Source organism: Acidibrevibacterium sp. (assembly GCF_049965395.1).
Taxonomy (GTDB): domain Bacteria; phylum Pseudomonadota; class Alphaproteobacteria; order Acetobacterales; family Acetobacteraceae; genus Acidibrevibacterium; species Acidibrevibacterium fodinaquatile.
Window position 1 is genome coordinate 84,784 of sequence record NZ_JBMFWJ010000001.1, and the last position, 14,396, is coordinate 99,179.

Here is a 14,396-nt window from a genome sequence, read left to right on the forward strand (position 1 = left end):
TAGGCGCGGGCCGCGGCATAGGGTGGCGGCGCGTCCTTGGGCGGGGCGGGTTTGCGCGGCTCGCTCACGGCCCGTCTGCCCGGCTTTGCGGCGGGACCGGCGGCGGCAAGGCGACATGCGGGCCACCGAGCGCCGAACGCGTCACCGGCACTGCGGCGGCGCTTTGCGGCGCCGCCGCCGCGTGCGGCGGCGCGATGAAAGCCGCGACCGGGCGCACTACCGAGACCGCGACCGGGCGCGGCGCGATCGCTGGCGGGGTCGGACGGTGGGAAGTGGCATTGGCGGCGACGCGCAACGCCGGGGCAGCGGTCTCGCCGGCCGGCGCCGGCGCGGGTTTGTGGAGCGGCGCCGGACGGGTGGCGCCATCATGGGCGAGCGCGGCCGGCAGCGGCGGCGCAAGTGCTGCGACCGGCTGCGGCCGGGTTTCGGCCGCAATGCCCCCCGACGGGACGGACGCCGGCGGGACGGATGCCGATGGGGCGGACGCGATGGCCGGGGCGACGTCGCCATCCGTGCCGTAAGCCACCTCCCCGTCTGGCGCAGCACTACTCAGCACCACCGCCGGCAGATGACGATCGAGTTCGGCGAGCGGCACGAATTGCACCGGCGCGAGCGGTTTCAGCGCGAGATGCCGGGCCGCGAAATCGGCAAGCCGATCGGGCTGGTTGAGCAGCGCCCACTCCGCCTGCAGCATCTCTTTCTTGGCGCGCAGCCCCTCGGTTTCGCGCAGGGTCGCCGCGATCTGGCGGTCAAGCAGCAGCGTGCGGTGCTTGACATGGTAAAGATAAATCCCGGCGCCGGCGAAAAGCAGCAGCGTGATCGAAGTCAGGGGGCGGATCATGGCGTCGTGGTCTCCTCCTCCGTCCGCGCTGCGACCGCCGGCAGGCGTGCGAGGGCGCGCAGCCGGGCGCTTCTCGCGCGCGGATTGACGCGGATCTCGGCAGCGCCAGGGCGGAGCGGGCGCGGGGTCAGCAAGGTGAAATCCGGCGCATCAGCGCCAACCCATCGGCGCGGCTCATGGCGCGAGGGGCCACCGGCGCGCCCGGCGGCCTGACGCATGAAGCGCTTGACGATCCTGTCCTCGAGCGAATGGAACGCGACCACGATCAGCCGCCCCCCCGGCGCGAGCAGGCTGGCCGCCGCTTCCAGCCCGCGCGTGATCTCGCCAAGCTCGTCGTTGACCCGGATGCGCAGCGCCTGAAAACTCCGCGTCGCGGGATCGATGCCGTCGGCGCTCGCCGGCACCTCGGCGCGCACCAGCGCCGCCAACGCCGCCGTCGTGGTGATTGGCGCGATGCGGCGCTGGGCGATGATCGCGCGGGCGATGCGGCGGGCATGCCGCTCCTCGCCGAACTCGAACAAAATGTCGGCGAGTTCGCGCTCGGGCAGCGTGTTGACGAGATCGGCAGCGGAAGGCCCAGCGCGGCCCATGCGCATATCGAGCGGCCCGTCAGCGCGGAAGGAAAACCCGCGCTCGGGATCGTCGATCTGATAGGAGGAGAGACCGAGATCCATCACCACGCCATCGAGCCGCGCGACACCGGCCGCGGTGAGCAGCGCCAGCATGTCCCCGAAACACCCTTCGAGCAGCGCAAGCCGCCCCGGGAAACGCCGCGCCAAGCGGGCGCCGCGGGCGATCGCCTCGGGGTCGCGGTCAATCGCCCAGAGCGCGCAGGGGGCGGCGGCAAGAATGGCCTCGGCATAGCCGCCGCCGCCGAACGTGGCATCGAGATAACGCCCGCCGGCGCGCGGCGCGAGCAGCGCCAGCATCTCCGCCCGCATCACTGGGATATGGCCCGCGGCGGTCATGGCGCCGCTCCCGCAGCCGGCAAGGTGGCAGCAGGCAAGGTGATGGCGTGCGCCCGCGCCCGCTCGCGCGCCTCGGCCCGCCGCCGCGCCGCCGCTTCCGGCTGCCAGATCTGAAAAGTTCGCCCGAGCCCCATGAACACCACCCCGTCCTCGAGCCCGGCATGGGAAACCAGCGCCTCCGGGAGCACGATCCGCCCCTCCTTGTCGGGCTCGACCGGATAGGCATCGGCATAGAGAGCCGCGGCGAGATCGTCATGCGCTTCGCTGAACAGATCGAGGCTATCGAGCGAGCTGGCGAGGGTATGAAAAATCGCCTCCGGCCAACCCTCGATGCAGGCATGGGTATGCGCCGGGCGCAGGATCAGACCACCGCCGTCACCCTTGAGCGCACGCAGCGCAGCCCGAAACGGCGCCGGGATGGAGACCCGTCCCTTGGCGTCCAATCTGTTCTGGTGGGTGCCCAGAAAGTGGGTCATCCGGCCAGATGCGCCTCTTCTCGCTCGGTTCAGCGCCACGCCGGCGCCAGGTTTGTTCACGGGGCGGAGCCCATCCAGCCAGGCTGGCTGCATGACGCCCCGTTTTGGGAATTAATGGGATATCATGGGAAAACATGGGCGTCAAAGGGAATCCGGCTTTTGACTGGCTGGCGTCTGGCGTTTTTTTATATTAATCAGTTGTTTACTTTTTCAGCCAAGACAATGCCCGCCCGAGTCGAGGCCTCTGGCCCCTGACTCACCATTCTCATTTTGTTCTTACCGCTTCGTTTCTTTCTCGGATTTATACCCGCCTTGCCGGCCCCTGCCGGCCACGTGCCAGTGTCCCGTTTCAAAAATTCGCCAGCGAATGTCATGGACACTCGCTCTTTATTTTCAGTGGCCTGCTGATCCCTGACCTGCCAAAGCAGTTCAGGGGCAGGACACTAGGCTCGATGGCAGCGAAGGGGGAAGGCGATGCCGCAGCGAACGATCGGGATTTTACTCTGCGTCGCCATAATGATGGCCGCCGCCGCGCCGGCACGAAGCCAAACCGCGCCATCGCAGGCGGCGCTCGGCGCGCGCACCCCGGAAAGTTGCGGCGCGGTCGGCGATGGCCGCGCCGACGATCGTGCGGCGCTGCAAAAATGCCTCGACGAAGGCGGTATTATCAGGCTCGACAAGCGTTACAACGTCGCCTCCGGCGGCCTCACCATTCCCTCTGGCGCGCGCGTCATCGGCGCATGGCGCCCCTCCGGCGGCTGGGGTGACAAATGGCAAGGGCCGTCGACGATCATTCTAAACCCCGCCCATCCGATTACCATGCAGACCAACACCGCGCTGTCCGGCGTCCTGGTGATTTCGCGCGGCGTGTTGCCGCTGCTGCCGGTGACGACCTTTCGCCAGATAATGGCGCTCGCCGCCTATCTCCACCAAGGCGCCGGCGTCACCGCAGCAAGGATCACAAACCGCGGCGCCGGCTGCACGGCGGCCCCCGTGATGCAGGTGACCGGCGGCGCCGGGCGCGGCTTCGCGGCACGCCTGACCATGAAGGATGGCGGGCTGGAGGCGATCACCATCATCGATGACGGCGATCAGTATCCCGCCAACCCGTCGGTGAGCTTCACCGGCGGCGGTTGCAAGACGCCCCCTGCGGCCGAAGTCACCGTCAGCGGCGGCGCCGGCACCGGCATCGTGCTTGCCCCAGGCGATGACATGTATCTCGAAAATGTCGATGTCCTTGGCTTCAACGTCGGCATTTCGGGGAATTATGCGGCGCGGGTGCAGGGGGCGAACGTGTTCGTCGATGCCGATCAGGGCATTTTGCTGCAAAACGCCTATTCCAATCCTGTCATCTATAACTGGCAGGCGGTTCCCGACCTGACGCCGCCCGGCCCCGAGCGCGTAACCAACCCGGTGACGCCGATCACCGCCATCGCCGCTGACCCGCACGGGCGGATCCGGATCGGCATGACCCCCGGCGCGATCGATTTCCGGGACGGCGACCCGGTCTGGATCGCCGGCGCCGAAGGTGTCACGATCCCGCAGAAACCCTGGAACATCGTCGATTACGATGCCGGCCGCGGCACTTTCTCGCTCGCGGGATCGGTGTTTTCCGGCCACTGGAGGCAAGGCACCGGTACCATCGTCACCAATGGCTTTCGCCGGCAGGGGCCGGGATGGTGGCTCGCGCAGTCCACCGGCTTCGATCTCACCAGCCCGCAAGTGTTCGGCCACGACGTCGGCTTCGAGGTCGCGACCGGCGCCTCCTGGGTCAATGTCACCAACCTCGGCGTCGATAACGAGATGCGCACGCGGGACGCGACCACGAGCTGCATCCTTATCGATGGCGGCCAGTGGGTGACGTTTTCCGGCGGTTCCTGCTCCTCGCAAGGGGTTGCAGTGCGCCAGGTCGCGGTCGATCCCCAGGGCGGCACCAACACCGTCGCCGGCGTCATGCTGGCGAGCAACGACAATGCCCGCGCCGGCTCCCTGGTGACCGCGCTCAAAGGTGCGCTCGCGATCGTCGGCGGAGCAACACAATACGGCGATATCTATGTCGGGCCAGAGATGGGCCATCTCATGCTCGCCACCGGCGGCTCGCACAGCACCATTACCTATGCCAGCCCGGCGGCGCAGGCGGCGACGACGGTTTCGCCGGCGAGCCAGTTCGAACGCGGCCAACCGGTCGCCGAAAGCCGTGACGACAAGGGCAATGTCGCGTTGCGGCTGGATGCGACCCCGGCCGGCGGCGCCGCGTGGACCTTGCGCGCCGATGCCGACCGCAACGCCGCCTTCGTCGATCAATCGGACAAAACGACGATCTGGTGGGCCAATCGTTACGGCTTCAACCTGCCGGTGCCGCTCTATGGCGCGTCAGCGATCCTGCCGGGCGGCGTCTCGACCTCGCTCGTGCTCGACCAGCGCGCCGATGCCGAACTCGCCACCGTCGGCGGTGCGCGGCTTCCCGGCGGCCTGCTCGCCGCCGCCGTGGTGATCCGGCGCGGCGCCCAGCGTGCCGCCTTCACCGATGTCACCGACAGCGCCGGCGCTATCGCCGCCGCCGCAGGGAATGCTGGGGTCGGCCAGCGCTGGCGCACGCGCATCGAAAACACAACGACGGCGAGCGAAACCATCGCCCCGGGCCCCGGCGTCACTTTGATCGGCAAGGCGAAGATCCCTCGCGGCACTTGGCGGGATTTCGATTTCACCGTGACCGGCCACGACGCCATCGCCATGCGCTCGGTCGGCGGCGGGACGAACTGATAGGACCTCCCGATGCTCGTGGCGCGGGGCTTGCTGTCCCGGGGCTGGCGGGATAAAGCCCGCCCTATCTCACACGCTAGCCACAAAGGATGACGCCATGCCCGTCGAGCGCACGCTCTCGATCATCAAGCCGGACGCGACCCGCCGCAACCTCACCGGGCGGATCAACGCCGTGTTCGAGGCGAACGGGCTCCGCATCGTCGCGCAAAAGCGCCTTCGCCTCAGCCGCGAGCAGGCCGAGGCGTTCTATGCCGTCCACCGCGAACGCCCGTTCTTCGCGGGTCTCGTCGCCTTCATGACGTCAGGGCCGGTGGTGGTGCAGGTTCTCGAAGGCGAAAACGCCATCGCTCGTAATCGCGAGATCATGGGCGCGACCGATCCGAAAAAGGCCGCCCCCGGCACCATCCGCGCCGAATTCGCGGAAGACATCGAGGCCAACTCAGTGCACGGCTCTGACAGCGCCGAAAACGCGGCGAGCGAGATCGCGTTCTTCTTCGCCGCAAGCGAAATCACCGGCTGACAAAAGGAGAAAAGTTCTTTTTTGAAAAAAAGAACCAAAAAACTTTTGTCCCGTTGGGCAGTGCCGCAGGCACTGCCCGCGCCATAGACATTGCCGCTCCGAAAAAACGGGAAGGAAGTCTTTTTGCTTCTTTTTCTTCAGAAAAAGAAGCTTTTCCTTTATGAGTCACTCCCAGACCGGGCGTGAAAAAGGCGCGGAAAGGAGATCGGCATGGAACGGGCAACACTTGGCGGCGGATGTTTCTGGTGTCTCGACGCGGTCTTCCGCCGATTGCGTGGGGTTAGCAGCGTCGTTTCCGGCTATGCCGGCGGCACCGTCGCAGAGCCCAGCTATGAGCAGGTCTGCACCGGCCGCACCGGCCATGCCGAGGTCGTGCAACTCACTTTCGATCCCGTCGAACTCAGCTATGATGACGTGTTGCGGATATTTTTCGCCATCCACGACCCGACGACGCCGAACCGCCAGGGGCATGATGTCGGCACGCAGTATCGCTCGATCATTCTGACCCATGCGCCGGCGCAGGAGGCGACAGCGCGGCGGATCATGGCGGAAATCGACGCCGCGGGCCTCTGGGACGCGCCTTTGGTCACCGAAATTGCGCCGCTTGCGGTGTTTTACCCCGCCGAGGACTATCATCAGGATTATTTTACGAAAAATCCCAACGCCGGTTATTGCGCGGCGGTGGTCGCGCCCAAGGTCGCGAAATTCCGCAAGCAATTCGCCGCCCGCTTGGCGTGAAGACGCGTCCCGCCGGCGGTTTTAGCCGCCGCCCATGTCCTGATGCCGGGCCTCGCCGCCGAAGCCGATCAGGATCGCGATCGCGATCGCGACGATGCCGGCAACGCCCGCCAGGGCATAACTGTAATTATGGTCCATGTGGTCGGCGATCGTCGACTGGATAGTGGCGTTGGCGGAGGCGAGCAGGTTGCCGAGCTGATAGACGACGCCCGGGAAGGTCGCGCGGATTTCCGGCGGCGAAATCTCGTTGAGGTGAGCAGGGATGACGCCCCAGGCGCCCTGCACACAGACCTGCATCAGAAAAGCGCCGATGGCGAGCACAACCGGGGTCGTGCCGAACGCCCAGAGCGGCAGGACCGGCAGCGACAGCAGAGCGGCGATGACGATGGCGGCGCGCCGGCCGATCCGCTGGGAAAGCGTGCCGAACAGCAATCCGCCGGCCATGGCACCGAGATTATAGATGATGGCGATGGTCGAGATCGTCGCGACCGAGAATTTGTGCTGGCCCCCGAGGAAGGCGCTGGGATAGAGATCCTGCGTCCCGTGGCTGAAGAAATTGAACGCCGTCATGGTGACGATGGCATAGAGCGCAAGCGGCAGATGGCGGCCGATCGCCGTCCCGAAGCCGATCCGCGGCCGGCTCTGCCGCGCCGTCCAGTCCGGGCTCTCGGGGACGTTGCGGCGGATATAGAAAACCAGCAGCGCCGGCAGCGCGCCGACCATGAACATCCCCCGCCAGCCGAGCACCGGCATCGCGAGATAGAGCACGGAGGCGAGCAGATAGCCGGAAGGATAGCCCGCCTGCAGGATGCCGGAGACGGTGCCACGCCAGCGGGTCGGCACGCTTTCCATGGTCAGCGAGGCGCCGACCCCCCATTCGCCACCCATGGCGATGCCGTAAAGTGCCCGGAGCAGGATGAACACGGTGAGATCGGGCGCGAAGCCGGAGGCGAATTCCAGCACCGAATAGGTGAGCACATTGGCCATCAGGGTCGGCCGGCGGCCGAAACGATCGGCGATGCGGCCGAAGATGAACGCGCCCACCGGGCGCATCGCCAGCGTCAGCGTGATCGCCCAGGTGACGGCGGTGAGCGAGGTGGTGAAGGCGCGGGCGATATCGCGCAGCACGAACACCATGATGAAGAAATCGAAGGCATCGAGCGTCCAGCCGAGATAACACGCCGCGACGACGTGGCGCTGTTGGCGGCGTTTCTCGTCCATGAATGCTTAACTCCCCTTCCGGCGGCGCTGATAGCGACCTCGCGGCGCGCACGCAAGCGGCGCGTGGTGCCGCGGCTTCGCCAAGCTATGGCATGGGCTGCGCGATCATGCCGCGATCAGCCGCCAGGAGCACATCCTGTTGTGGGTCAAGGCGTGCCACAATGCGACGATTTTGATGTGCGCTACGTTGCGCACAAGAAACTGCGACAATCCTCGATTGCGTGCCTGAGCGTTGGCGCATTCTGCTGTCGCCGCCCGCTGCTTGTAAATTGTCTTGGCCACGTCTTCACTCATGCGCTTGCGCCACGTGGCGACACCGGGGCTATCGTTGAATTGCGGGGCATGGCGATCGCGGCTTTCATCGCGCGGCTTGGACACGGGCACGAAAACCGCCACGCCGTTCCGCGTCAGCGCTTCGATGTCGGCGAACTTGACGAAGCCGCCGTCCACGAAATGCTGGCGCCGACGTTCGCCATAATGCCAAGCCAGAGCATCGTTCATCGGCGCCAGCTTGCCCATGTCAGAGCCGACGTTGTCGACCGAGACAGCCGCGATCGCCAAGCTCTTTGTGTCGGTGGCGAACTGGACGTTGTAGGCCGGCCGAAAGCCACCGTCAGCCATCTTCATCACCCGCGCCTCGGCATCGGTCGTGGAGGCACGCGGTTCTGTCTCGCGCTGGCAATCCTGCAAGGTCGAGTGCCGCCGAAACGAGGCAGCACCCGCCGAGGCGCGCACCCGAACCCCATCCTGCGCCACACGATCCAGGCTGGCCACGCCAGCCCGCACCAGCGCGGTGAAGCTGTCTACCAAAAGACGTTCCAGAACCGCTCCGTGATCAACCCGGAAATCCGCCAGCGTCTTGGCATCCATCCCAACACCACCACAGAGCCATTGAAAGGCGATGCGCTCTTTACACAGGCGCGCGACCTCACGCGCACTGCCGATCAGGCGCGCTGCCCGGCGGTGCGATGGTCTTTCGGCGTGCGGGCGACGATGACCGCTTCCTTGCCCTCGGCGAAAAGATGCGTCGTTGCCTCCGCAAAGCCGGCGGCGAGGAAGGCGGCGGCGATTTCCTCGGCGCCGAGCAGGTGATTGCCCTGGACATGCTCGGTGAGGTTTTGGAAGGCAAGACGCGCCCATCCCGGCTTGCGCAGCGCGGCGCGTTCGGCCGGCCAGTTCGGCTCCCAGATCACCGCCGCACCGCCGGGCTTGATCTGGCCGCGCAGACGGTCGAGGAAACGCGCGATCCCGCCCTCCCAAACATGGTGCAGCGCCCGGTTCATGGCGATCAGATCGGCGGGCTCGGGCAAAGCGAGGTGATGCGCATCACCGACCGCGAAGCTCAGCCGCGCGCCGAACCCCTCGGTTTCCGCGAGCGTCGTTGCCTGGGCGATGTTTTCGGCAAATCCATCGACGCCAAGGCCGCGGAGATGCGGATAGCGTCGCGCCAGCACCCGCAAATACCAGCCATTGCCGCAGCCGAGATCAACAGCGAGCCCAGCTTGCCGGTCGATCTCGGAAAAGATCGGGATGGCGGGGCTGATGGTGGTCTCGAAAACCGGGGCGTAGCTTGCCTCCAGCATCGGGCCGAACCAGGGCAGGAGAGTCTCGCACTCGGCCAGAACCTGCTCGCCGGGCCGCGCCCCGCTCGGCATCAGGCCGGCCGCGCGCTCGGCCATATGCGCAGACAGCATCGCCTGCACCGCAACCGGCATTAGGGTCTCGGGCGCGTCCGGGCGCATCGCCGCGCCGATCGCGCTCAGGCGGAAACGCGCGCCCTCGGCGTCTTCGAGGTAGCCGGTCGCATAAGCGGCGTCGCACCAGCGGCGAACATAGCCGGCATCCTTCCCCGCCGCCGCCGCCAGCGCGTCACTCTCGGCGGCACCAAGGCGAGCCAGCGTCTCAAACAGCCGATTAACGACCCCGATATAACCGACATAGAGCACCATCGCGCCCTGCGCCTGGGCTTGGAAACGCGCCTTGAGATCTGCCGTCATGGTCATGAGGGGCTCCCGTTGCCGCCATTTTGCGTCTCCAGGGGATAGCGCCGCGCTCGCCTTTGGTGCAACCCGTGGCGGGTCACCGTTGATTGCACCCGAAGTAAGAATCTGCCAAGACGGTACGGACGGCTTCACAATTTCGCGATGGCCGTGGGGATGCGGTGATACGCCGGCCGAAAGGGGATGCGCGGTGAGCGTGGCGACGGCGCCGGTTGAAACCGCGCCTGCGATCGGCGGGGTCGCGGCCGAGCGCGTGGTTATGCTCTTTGGCCTGCCGCGTTCGGGCACCACGTGGCTCGCCAAGGTCTTCGACAGCCACCCCGATGTTCTCTACCGGCATGAACCGGATACGGTCTGGCGCGGCAAACATTTGCCGGTTTGGCCGCCCGCCGCGCCGCCGCCGGCGCTGCTCGCTGAGACGCGGGCCTATCTCGAGCGGCTGTTGACGACGCGGACGCTGAAAACCATGGGTTCGCGGCCGCTCTTTTCGAAAGCCTATCGTGGCCCCGTGGCCGACAGGCTCCGCAGCGCGCTGATCGAGGGGCTTCGGGTCGTGGAGCATCTCGGCGGCCGGCGTCTCGCAGGCGGCGTTCCCATCCCCGATTGGGTCGCGGCCGCGGCGTGGGGGCGGATGACGCTTGCCTTCAAATCGGTCAGCTCGCCGACCCGGCTCGGACTCTTCGCGCGGGCTCTTCCCGGCTGCCGGATCATCTACACCCTCCGCCACCCCTGCGGACAGGTCGCGTCGATGCGTCGGGGCGAGCGGCTCGGCATGTTCGAGAACGAACTCGATTTCGAGTGGCTGCTGGCCGGGCCGGAGGCCAAGGCGCACGGGCTCGATGCCGCCCGCTTCGCGCGCTGGCCGCTACTCGAGCGGCTCGCTTGGCAATGGCTGCTGCTCAACGAGCGGGCGCTTGCCGACCTTGACGGCCATCCGGCGGCGCGCATCGTCCGCCACGCCGATCTCGCGCGAGCGCCGCTGGCGCGGGCCGGCGAGTTGCTGGCCTTCGCCGGGCTCTCGCTGCCGCCCGAAACCGCGGCCTTCATCCGCCGCAGCACCGAGCATGCCGGGGACACCGGCTATTACCGGGTATTCCGCAATGCCGCCGCCGAGATCGATAAATGGCGGCGCGAGCTCGACGCGGACGAGCAGGCGCGCATCTGGGCGGTGGTGCGCCACTCGCGCCTCGCGGCATTCTGGCCGGAATTGGGCGAGGCCTGACGCGCCTCAGGCGGGGCCCGGCCGCTTGCTCGCCCCAATATTTCAAGTTTGAAATTTTAAACTTGAAATGGTTTGCCACGGATGGCAGGGTACTATGACGTGCAACAGACAAGAGCGACCGCGGCATGAAAATTCTTTGTCTCGGCGGCGGCCCGGCCGGACTGTATTTTGCCATCAGCATGAAACTGCGCGACCCTGGGCATGCGGTCACGGTGCTGGAGCGCAATCGCGCGAATGACACTTTCGGCTGGGGTGTCGTGTTGTCGGATGATGCGCTGAGCCGGATGCAAAAAAACGATCCGCAATCGACCGAAGCGATCCGCAACCATTTCGTCTATTGGGACGACATCGCGGTTGTGCACAACGGGGTGCGCACCGTCTCGAGCGGGCATGGCTTCGCGGGGATCGGACGCAAGCAGATGCTGAGCCTTCTGCAAGAGCGCGCCTCTGCGCTCGGCGTCACTATGCAGTTTGAAACCGAATTCAAATCGGCTGCGGACTATCGCGATGCCTATGATCTGGTCGTTGGCTGCGATGGCATCAACAGCCGCGTGCGCGCCGAATATGGCGATATTTTCAAGCCCGATATCGATCTGCGCAAATGCAAATTCATCTGGCTCGGCACGCATCAGAAATTCGACGATGCCTTCACCTTCATCTTCGAGAAGACCGGGCATGGCTGGGTCTGGGCGCATGCCTATCAGTTCGATGCCGATACCGCGACGTTCATCGTCGAGTGTCTGCCCGAGACGTGGGAGCGCTGGGGCTTTGCGCAGATGTCGTCTGAGGAATCGGTTGAGACCTGTCGGCGGATCTTCGCGCGCCATCTCGGTGGGCATGGCCTCATGTCGAACGCGAAGCATCTGCGCGGCGCGGCGATTTGGATCCAGTTTCCCCGCGTGATCTGCGAAACCTGGCACCACGGCAATGTCGTGCTGATGGGCGACGCCGCGGCGACCGCGCATTTCTCGATCGGCTCGGGCTCGCGCCTCGCCTTCGATAGCGCCATCGCGCTCGCCGATTACCTGCATTCCGAACCGACGATGGCGGGCGCGTTCGAGCGCTATCAGGCGGAGCGGCGGGTGGAGGTGTTGCGGCTGCAATCGGCGGCACGAAACTCTCTCGAATGGTTCGAGGAGGTGGAGCGCTATCTCGACATGCCGCAAGCGCAATTCGCCTATTCGCTGCTGACCCGCAGCCAGCGGATCAGCCATGAGAATTTGCGCCTGCGTGACCCGAAATGGCTGGGCGAGGCCGAGGCGTGGTTTCAGAAGCGGGCTGACGGCCGGCCAGGCCGCGCGCCGATGTTCGCGCCCTTGCGTCTGCGTGGGCTAACGCTCGCGAATCGCGTCGTGGTTTCGCCGATGGCACAATATAAAGCCGTGGACGGTCGGCCAACCGATTGGCACTTCGTCCATTACGCCGAGCGCGCCAAGGGCGGCGCCGGACTCGTCATCACCGAAATGACATGCGTCTCTCCCGAGGGGCGGATCACCCCGGGCTGCCCCGGTCTTTACGCGCCCGCTCACGAAACGGCGTGGAAGCGGCTGGTTGATTTCGTCCATGCCGAAACCGAAGCGAAGATTTGCTGCCAGATCGGGCATTCGGGATGCAAGGGCTCGACTCAGCTCGGCTGGGAGGTGATGGATGCGCCGCTTGCCTCTGGCAACTGGCCGACGATGTCGGCGTCCGCCGTGGCATGGAGTGCCGCGAACCCGGTGCCGAAGGCCATGGATCGCGCCGACATGGAGAGGGTGAGGGCGCAATTCGTGGCGGCGGCGGCGATGGCGGCACGCGCCGGCTTTGACATGGTCGAACTGCACGCGGCGCACGGCTACCTGCTTTCTTCCTTTATCTCGCCCCTCTCCAATCGGCGTACTGACGCCTATGGCGGCAGCCTCGAAAATCGTCTGCGTTATCCCCTGGAGGTGTTTGCCGCCATGCGCGCGGTCCTGCCCGAGGCCATGCCGATGAGCGTGCGGATCAGCGCGACCGATTGGGTAGGGGAACGGGGCGTGACCCCGGAAGAGGCGGTGACGATCGCTCGCGCGTTCGCGGCCGCGGGGGCCGACATCATCGATGTCTCGGCCGGCCAGACCTCGACCGCGGCGCGTCCGGTGTATGGCCGGATGTTTCAGACCCCGTTCAGCGATCGCATCCGCAACGTCGCCGGGATCAAGACGATGGCGGTTGGCAATATCTACGAGACCGACCATGTGAACTCGATCCTGATGGCAGGGCGCGCCGATCTGGTCTGCCTTGCGCGGCCGCACTTGGCCGATCCTTATTGGACGCTGCATGCCGCGGTCGCGTTGGGGGACGAGGAGATGGCGTGGCCGCTGCCCTATCTTGCGGGGCGCGATCAGGCGCGGCGGCTGCGCGAGCGCCAGCAGGAAATCCTCCGGGTATGACCCTCGCGGGGAAACGGGTGCTGATCACCGGTGGGGGAAGCGGCGCGGGCGCCGATCTCGCCCGCGGTTTCGCAGCCCACGGGGCAGACATCGTCATCGCCGGCCGCCGCCGTGCACCGCTCGAGGCGGTTGCCGCCAGCGCTCCCAATATCCGCTGGATCGAGGCGGATGTGACCGATGAAGCGCGGGTTGCCGCCCTCTTTGCCGCCGCTGGCCGCTGTGACATCGTCATCGCCAATGCCGGCGCGGCCGATAGCGAGGTTTTGGCGCGCACGACACTCGCGCAGTGGCAGGCGATGATCGCGGTCAACCTCACCGGCGTGTTTCTGACGCTGCGCGACGGGCTGAACCAAATGTCGGGCTGGGGGCGGCTGATCGCGGTGGCCTCGACCGCGGGCCTCAAGGGCTATGCCAAGGTCGCGCCCTATGCCGCGGCCAAGCATGGCGTGGTGGGATTGGTCCGCTCGCTCGCTTTGGAAATCGCGTCGCGGCCGGTGACGGTGAATGCGCTCTGCCCTGGGTTTCTCGATACGCCGATGACCGATCGCGCCGTCGCGGTGATCGTCGAGAAGACCGGCCGCAGCCCGGCGGCGGCGCGCGCGGCGCTGGCCGGGCTGAACCCACAAGGCCGCCTGATCCAACCGACCGAGGTGACGTCGGCCGCGCTTTGGCTCTGCGCGCCGGGGTCGGAGGGGGTGAACGGCCAGGCGATCGCAATCTCGGGTGGGGAGATATGATTTCCGCCGAACACCCAGATCCGCTTTCCAAGCGCCGCTTGAAAACCTGGATCAGGCTTCTCGGCGTCACCCGGTACGTCGAGAATCATTTGCGCGAATTCCTACGGGTGAACCATAACACCACCTTGCCGCGCTTTGACGTGATGGCAGCGCTGTGGCGCCGGCGCGAGGGCATCGGCATGACGGAATTGTCGCGGATGTTGCTGGTGTCGAACGGAAACGCGACGGCGGTGGTGGCGCGGCTGGAGGAGGACGGCCTTGTTCAACGAATGCGCAAACCCGATGACGGGCGCGCGATCCTTGTGTCTCTAACTGATGCGGGGCTGCGCCAGTTCGAGCGCATCGCCGCGGCGCACGAGAAAGCGGTGAACCGGCTGTTCGCCGGCCTCACCGACACCGATCTCGACCTGCTCACCGACATTTTGCGCCGCGCCCGAACAGAAGAGAGTGCATAACCGCAGCCGCTCCGATCCCAGGCGCGAGGGCGTCCGCACCTGGC

The 14,396-nt window shown here is 66.4% G+C and carries 13 protein-coding genes; 7 read left to right on the top strand and 6 right to left on the bottom strand.

All coding sequences use genetic code 11. The annotated features are described in order from the left end of the window. Positions 1-64 precede the first annotated feature (64 nt). From ftsL to mraZ, 3 genes are read right to left on the bottom strand one after another with little or no spacing between them, the layout of a single operon-like run. A complete protein-coding gene (gene ftsL, locus ACP5M5_RS00410; RefSeq protein ID WP_427934835.1) occupies positions 65-841 on the bottom strand; it encodes a cell division protein FtsL in 777 nt (258 codons plus the stop codon). Next, positions 838-1,809: a 16S rRNA (cytosine(1402)-N(4))-methyltransferase RsmH gene (rsmH, locus tag ACP5M5_RS00415; protein ID WP_427934836.1), complete on the bottom strand. Its 972-nt coding sequence runs from the start codon at positions 1,807-1,809 to the stop codon at positions 838-840. The genes ftsL and rsmH overlap by 4 nt, the downstream gene beginning before the upstream one ends. After that, positions 1,806-2,285, bottom strand: coding sequence for a division/cell wall cluster transcriptional repressor MraZ (gene mraZ, locus ACP5M5_RS00420; protein WP_427934837.1), 480 nt, complete (start codon positions 2,283-2,285; stop codon positions 1,806-1,808). The genes rsmH and mraZ overlap by 4 nt, the downstream gene beginning before the upstream one ends. Positions 2,286-2,759: 474 nt before the next feature. Here mraZ and ACP5M5_RS00425 point away from each other — a divergent pair, with 474 nt between their 5' ends. The 3 genes from ACP5M5_RS00425 (at position 2,760) to msrA (ending at position 6,306) form a co-directional block, all read left to right on the top strand. Beyond that, a complete protein-coding gene (locus tag ACP5M5_RS00425) occupies positions 2,760-5,048 on the top strand; it encodes a hypothetical protein (RefSeq protein ID WP_427934838.1) in 2,289 nt (762 codons plus the stop codon). 97 nt (positions 5,049-5,145) lie between these two features. Next, a complete protein-coding gene (gene ndk / locus ACP5M5_RS00430) occupies positions 5,146-5,568 on the top strand; it encodes a nucleoside-diphosphate kinase (RefSeq protein WP_427934839.1) in 423 nt (140 codons plus the stop codon). Between the two features lie 210 nt (positions 5,569-5,778). Further along, positions 5,779-6,306 (top strand): peptide-methionine (S)-S-oxide reductase MsrA, encoded by a 528-nt coding sequence (gene msrA, locus ACP5M5_RS00435; RefSeq protein WP_427934840.1) that lies wholly within the window; start codon positions 5,779-5,781, stop codon positions 6,304-6,306. Between the two features lie 21 nt (positions 6,307-6,327). Here the strand turns inward: msrA and ACP5M5_RS00440 are convergent, their stop codons facing one another. The 3 genes from ACP5M5_RS00440 to ACP5M5_RS00450 all read right to left on the bottom strand — a co-directional run bounded on the left by ACP5M5_RS00440 (position 6,328) and on the right by ACP5M5_RS00450 (position 9,530). After that, positions 6,328-7,527, bottom strand: coding sequence for an MFS transporter (locus ACP5M5_RS00440; protein ID WP_427934842.1), 1,200 nt, complete (start codon positions 7,525-7,527; stop codon positions 6,328-6,330). Positions 7,528-7,632: 105 nt separating this feature from the next. Continuing rightward, positions 7,633-8,475: a transposase gene (locus tag ACP5M5_RS00445; protein ID WP_427934940.1), complete on the bottom strand. Its 843-nt coding sequence runs from the start codon at positions 8,473-8,475 to the stop codon at positions 7,633-7,635. After that, a complete protein-coding gene (locus ACP5M5_RS00450; RefSeq protein ID WP_427934843.1) occupies positions 8,472-9,530 on the bottom strand; it encodes a class I SAM-dependent methyltransferase in 1,059 nt (352 codons plus the stop codon). Before ACP5M5_RS00450 ends, ACP5M5_RS00445 begins: the two co-directional genes overlap by 4 nt. 187 nt (positions 9,531-9,717) lie before the next feature. Between ACP5M5_RS00450 and ACP5M5_RS00455 the strand changes: the two genes are divergently transcribed. The 4 genes from ACP5M5_RS00455 to ACP5M5_RS00470 all read left to right on the top strand — a co-directional run bounded on the left by ACP5M5_RS00455 (position 9,718) and on the right by ACP5M5_RS00470 (position 14,352). Then, entirely contained in the window at positions 9,718-10,749 is a 1,032-nt protein-coding gene (locus tag ACP5M5_RS00455; RefSeq protein WP_427934844.1) for a sulfotransferase, read from the top strand. A 125-nt stretch (positions 10,750-10,874) separates the two neighbouring features. Continuing rightward, positions 10,875-13,160, top strand: coding sequence for a bifunctional salicylyl-CoA 5-hydroxylase/oxidoreductase (locus tag ACP5M5_RS00460; RefSeq protein ID WP_427934845.1), 2,286 nt, complete (start codon positions 10,875-10,877; stop codon positions 13,158-13,160). Beyond that, positions 13,157-13,897, top strand: a complete 741-nt coding sequence (locus ACP5M5_RS00465) for an SDR family NAD(P)-dependent oxidoreductase (RefSeq protein WP_427934846.1) — start codon at positions 13,157-13,159, stop codon at positions 13,895-13,897. The genes ACP5M5_RS00460 and ACP5M5_RS00465 overlap by 4 nt, the downstream gene beginning before the upstream one ends. Continuing rightward, positions 13,894-14,352: a MarR family winged helix-turn-helix transcriptional regulator gene (locus ACP5M5_RS00470; protein ID WP_427934847.1), complete on the top strand. Its 459-nt coding sequence runs from the start codon at positions 13,894-13,896 to the stop codon at positions 14,350-14,352. The genes ACP5M5_RS00465 and ACP5M5_RS00470 overlap by 4 nt, the downstream gene beginning before the upstream one ends. Positions 14,353-14,396: the final 44 nt, after the last annotated feature.

What these genes read in the sequence shown, in the direction of transcription:
- ACP5M5_RS00450 (WP_427934843.1), bottom strand. Translation starts at nt 9,530, where the DNA reads ATGACCATGACGGCAGATCTCAAGGCGCGTTTCCAAGCCCAGGCGCAG.
- ACP5M5_RS00440 (WP_427934842.1), bottom strand. Translation starts at nt 7,527, where the DNA reads ATGGACGAGAAACGCCGCCAACAGCGCCACGTCGTCGCGGCGTGTTAT.
- ACP5M5_RS00425 (WP_427934838.1), top strand. Translation starts at nt 2,760, where the DNA reads ATGCCGCAGCGAACGATCGGGATTTTACTCTGCGTCGCCATAATGATG.
- ACP5M5_RS00460 (WP_427934845.1), top strand. Translation starts at nt 10,875, where the DNA reads ATGAAAATTCTTTGTCTCGGCGGCGGCCCGGCCGGACTGTATTTTGCC.
- msrA (WP_427934840.1), top strand. Translation starts at nt 5,779, where the DNA reads ATGGAACGGGCAACACTTGGCGGCGGATGTTTCTGGTGTCTCGACGCG.
- ftsL (WP_427934835.1), bottom strand. Translation starts at nt 841, where the DNA reads ATGATCCGCCCCCTGACTTCGATCACGCTGCTGCTTTTCGCCGGCGCC.
- ACP5M5_RS00470 (WP_427934847.1), top strand. Translation starts at nt 13,894, where the DNA reads ATGATTTCCGCCGAACACCCAGATCCGCTTTCCAAGCGCCGCTTGAAA.
- ACP5M5_RS00465 (WP_427934846.1), top strand. Translation starts at nt 13,157, where the DNA reads ATGACCCTCGCGGGGAAACGGGTGCTGATCACCGGTGGGGGAAGCGGC.
- mraZ (WP_427934837.1), bottom strand. Translation starts at nt 2,285, where the DNA reads ATGACCCACTTTCTGGGCACCCACCAGAACAGATTGGACGCCAAGGGA.
- ndk (WP_427934839.1), top strand. Translation starts at nt 5,146, where the DNA reads ATGCCCGTCGAGCGCACGCTCTCGATCATCAAGCCGGACGCGACCCGC.
- rsmH (WP_427934836.1), bottom strand. Translation starts at nt 1,809, where the DNA reads ATGACCGCCGCGGGCCATATCCCAGTGATGCGGGCGGAGATGCTGGCG.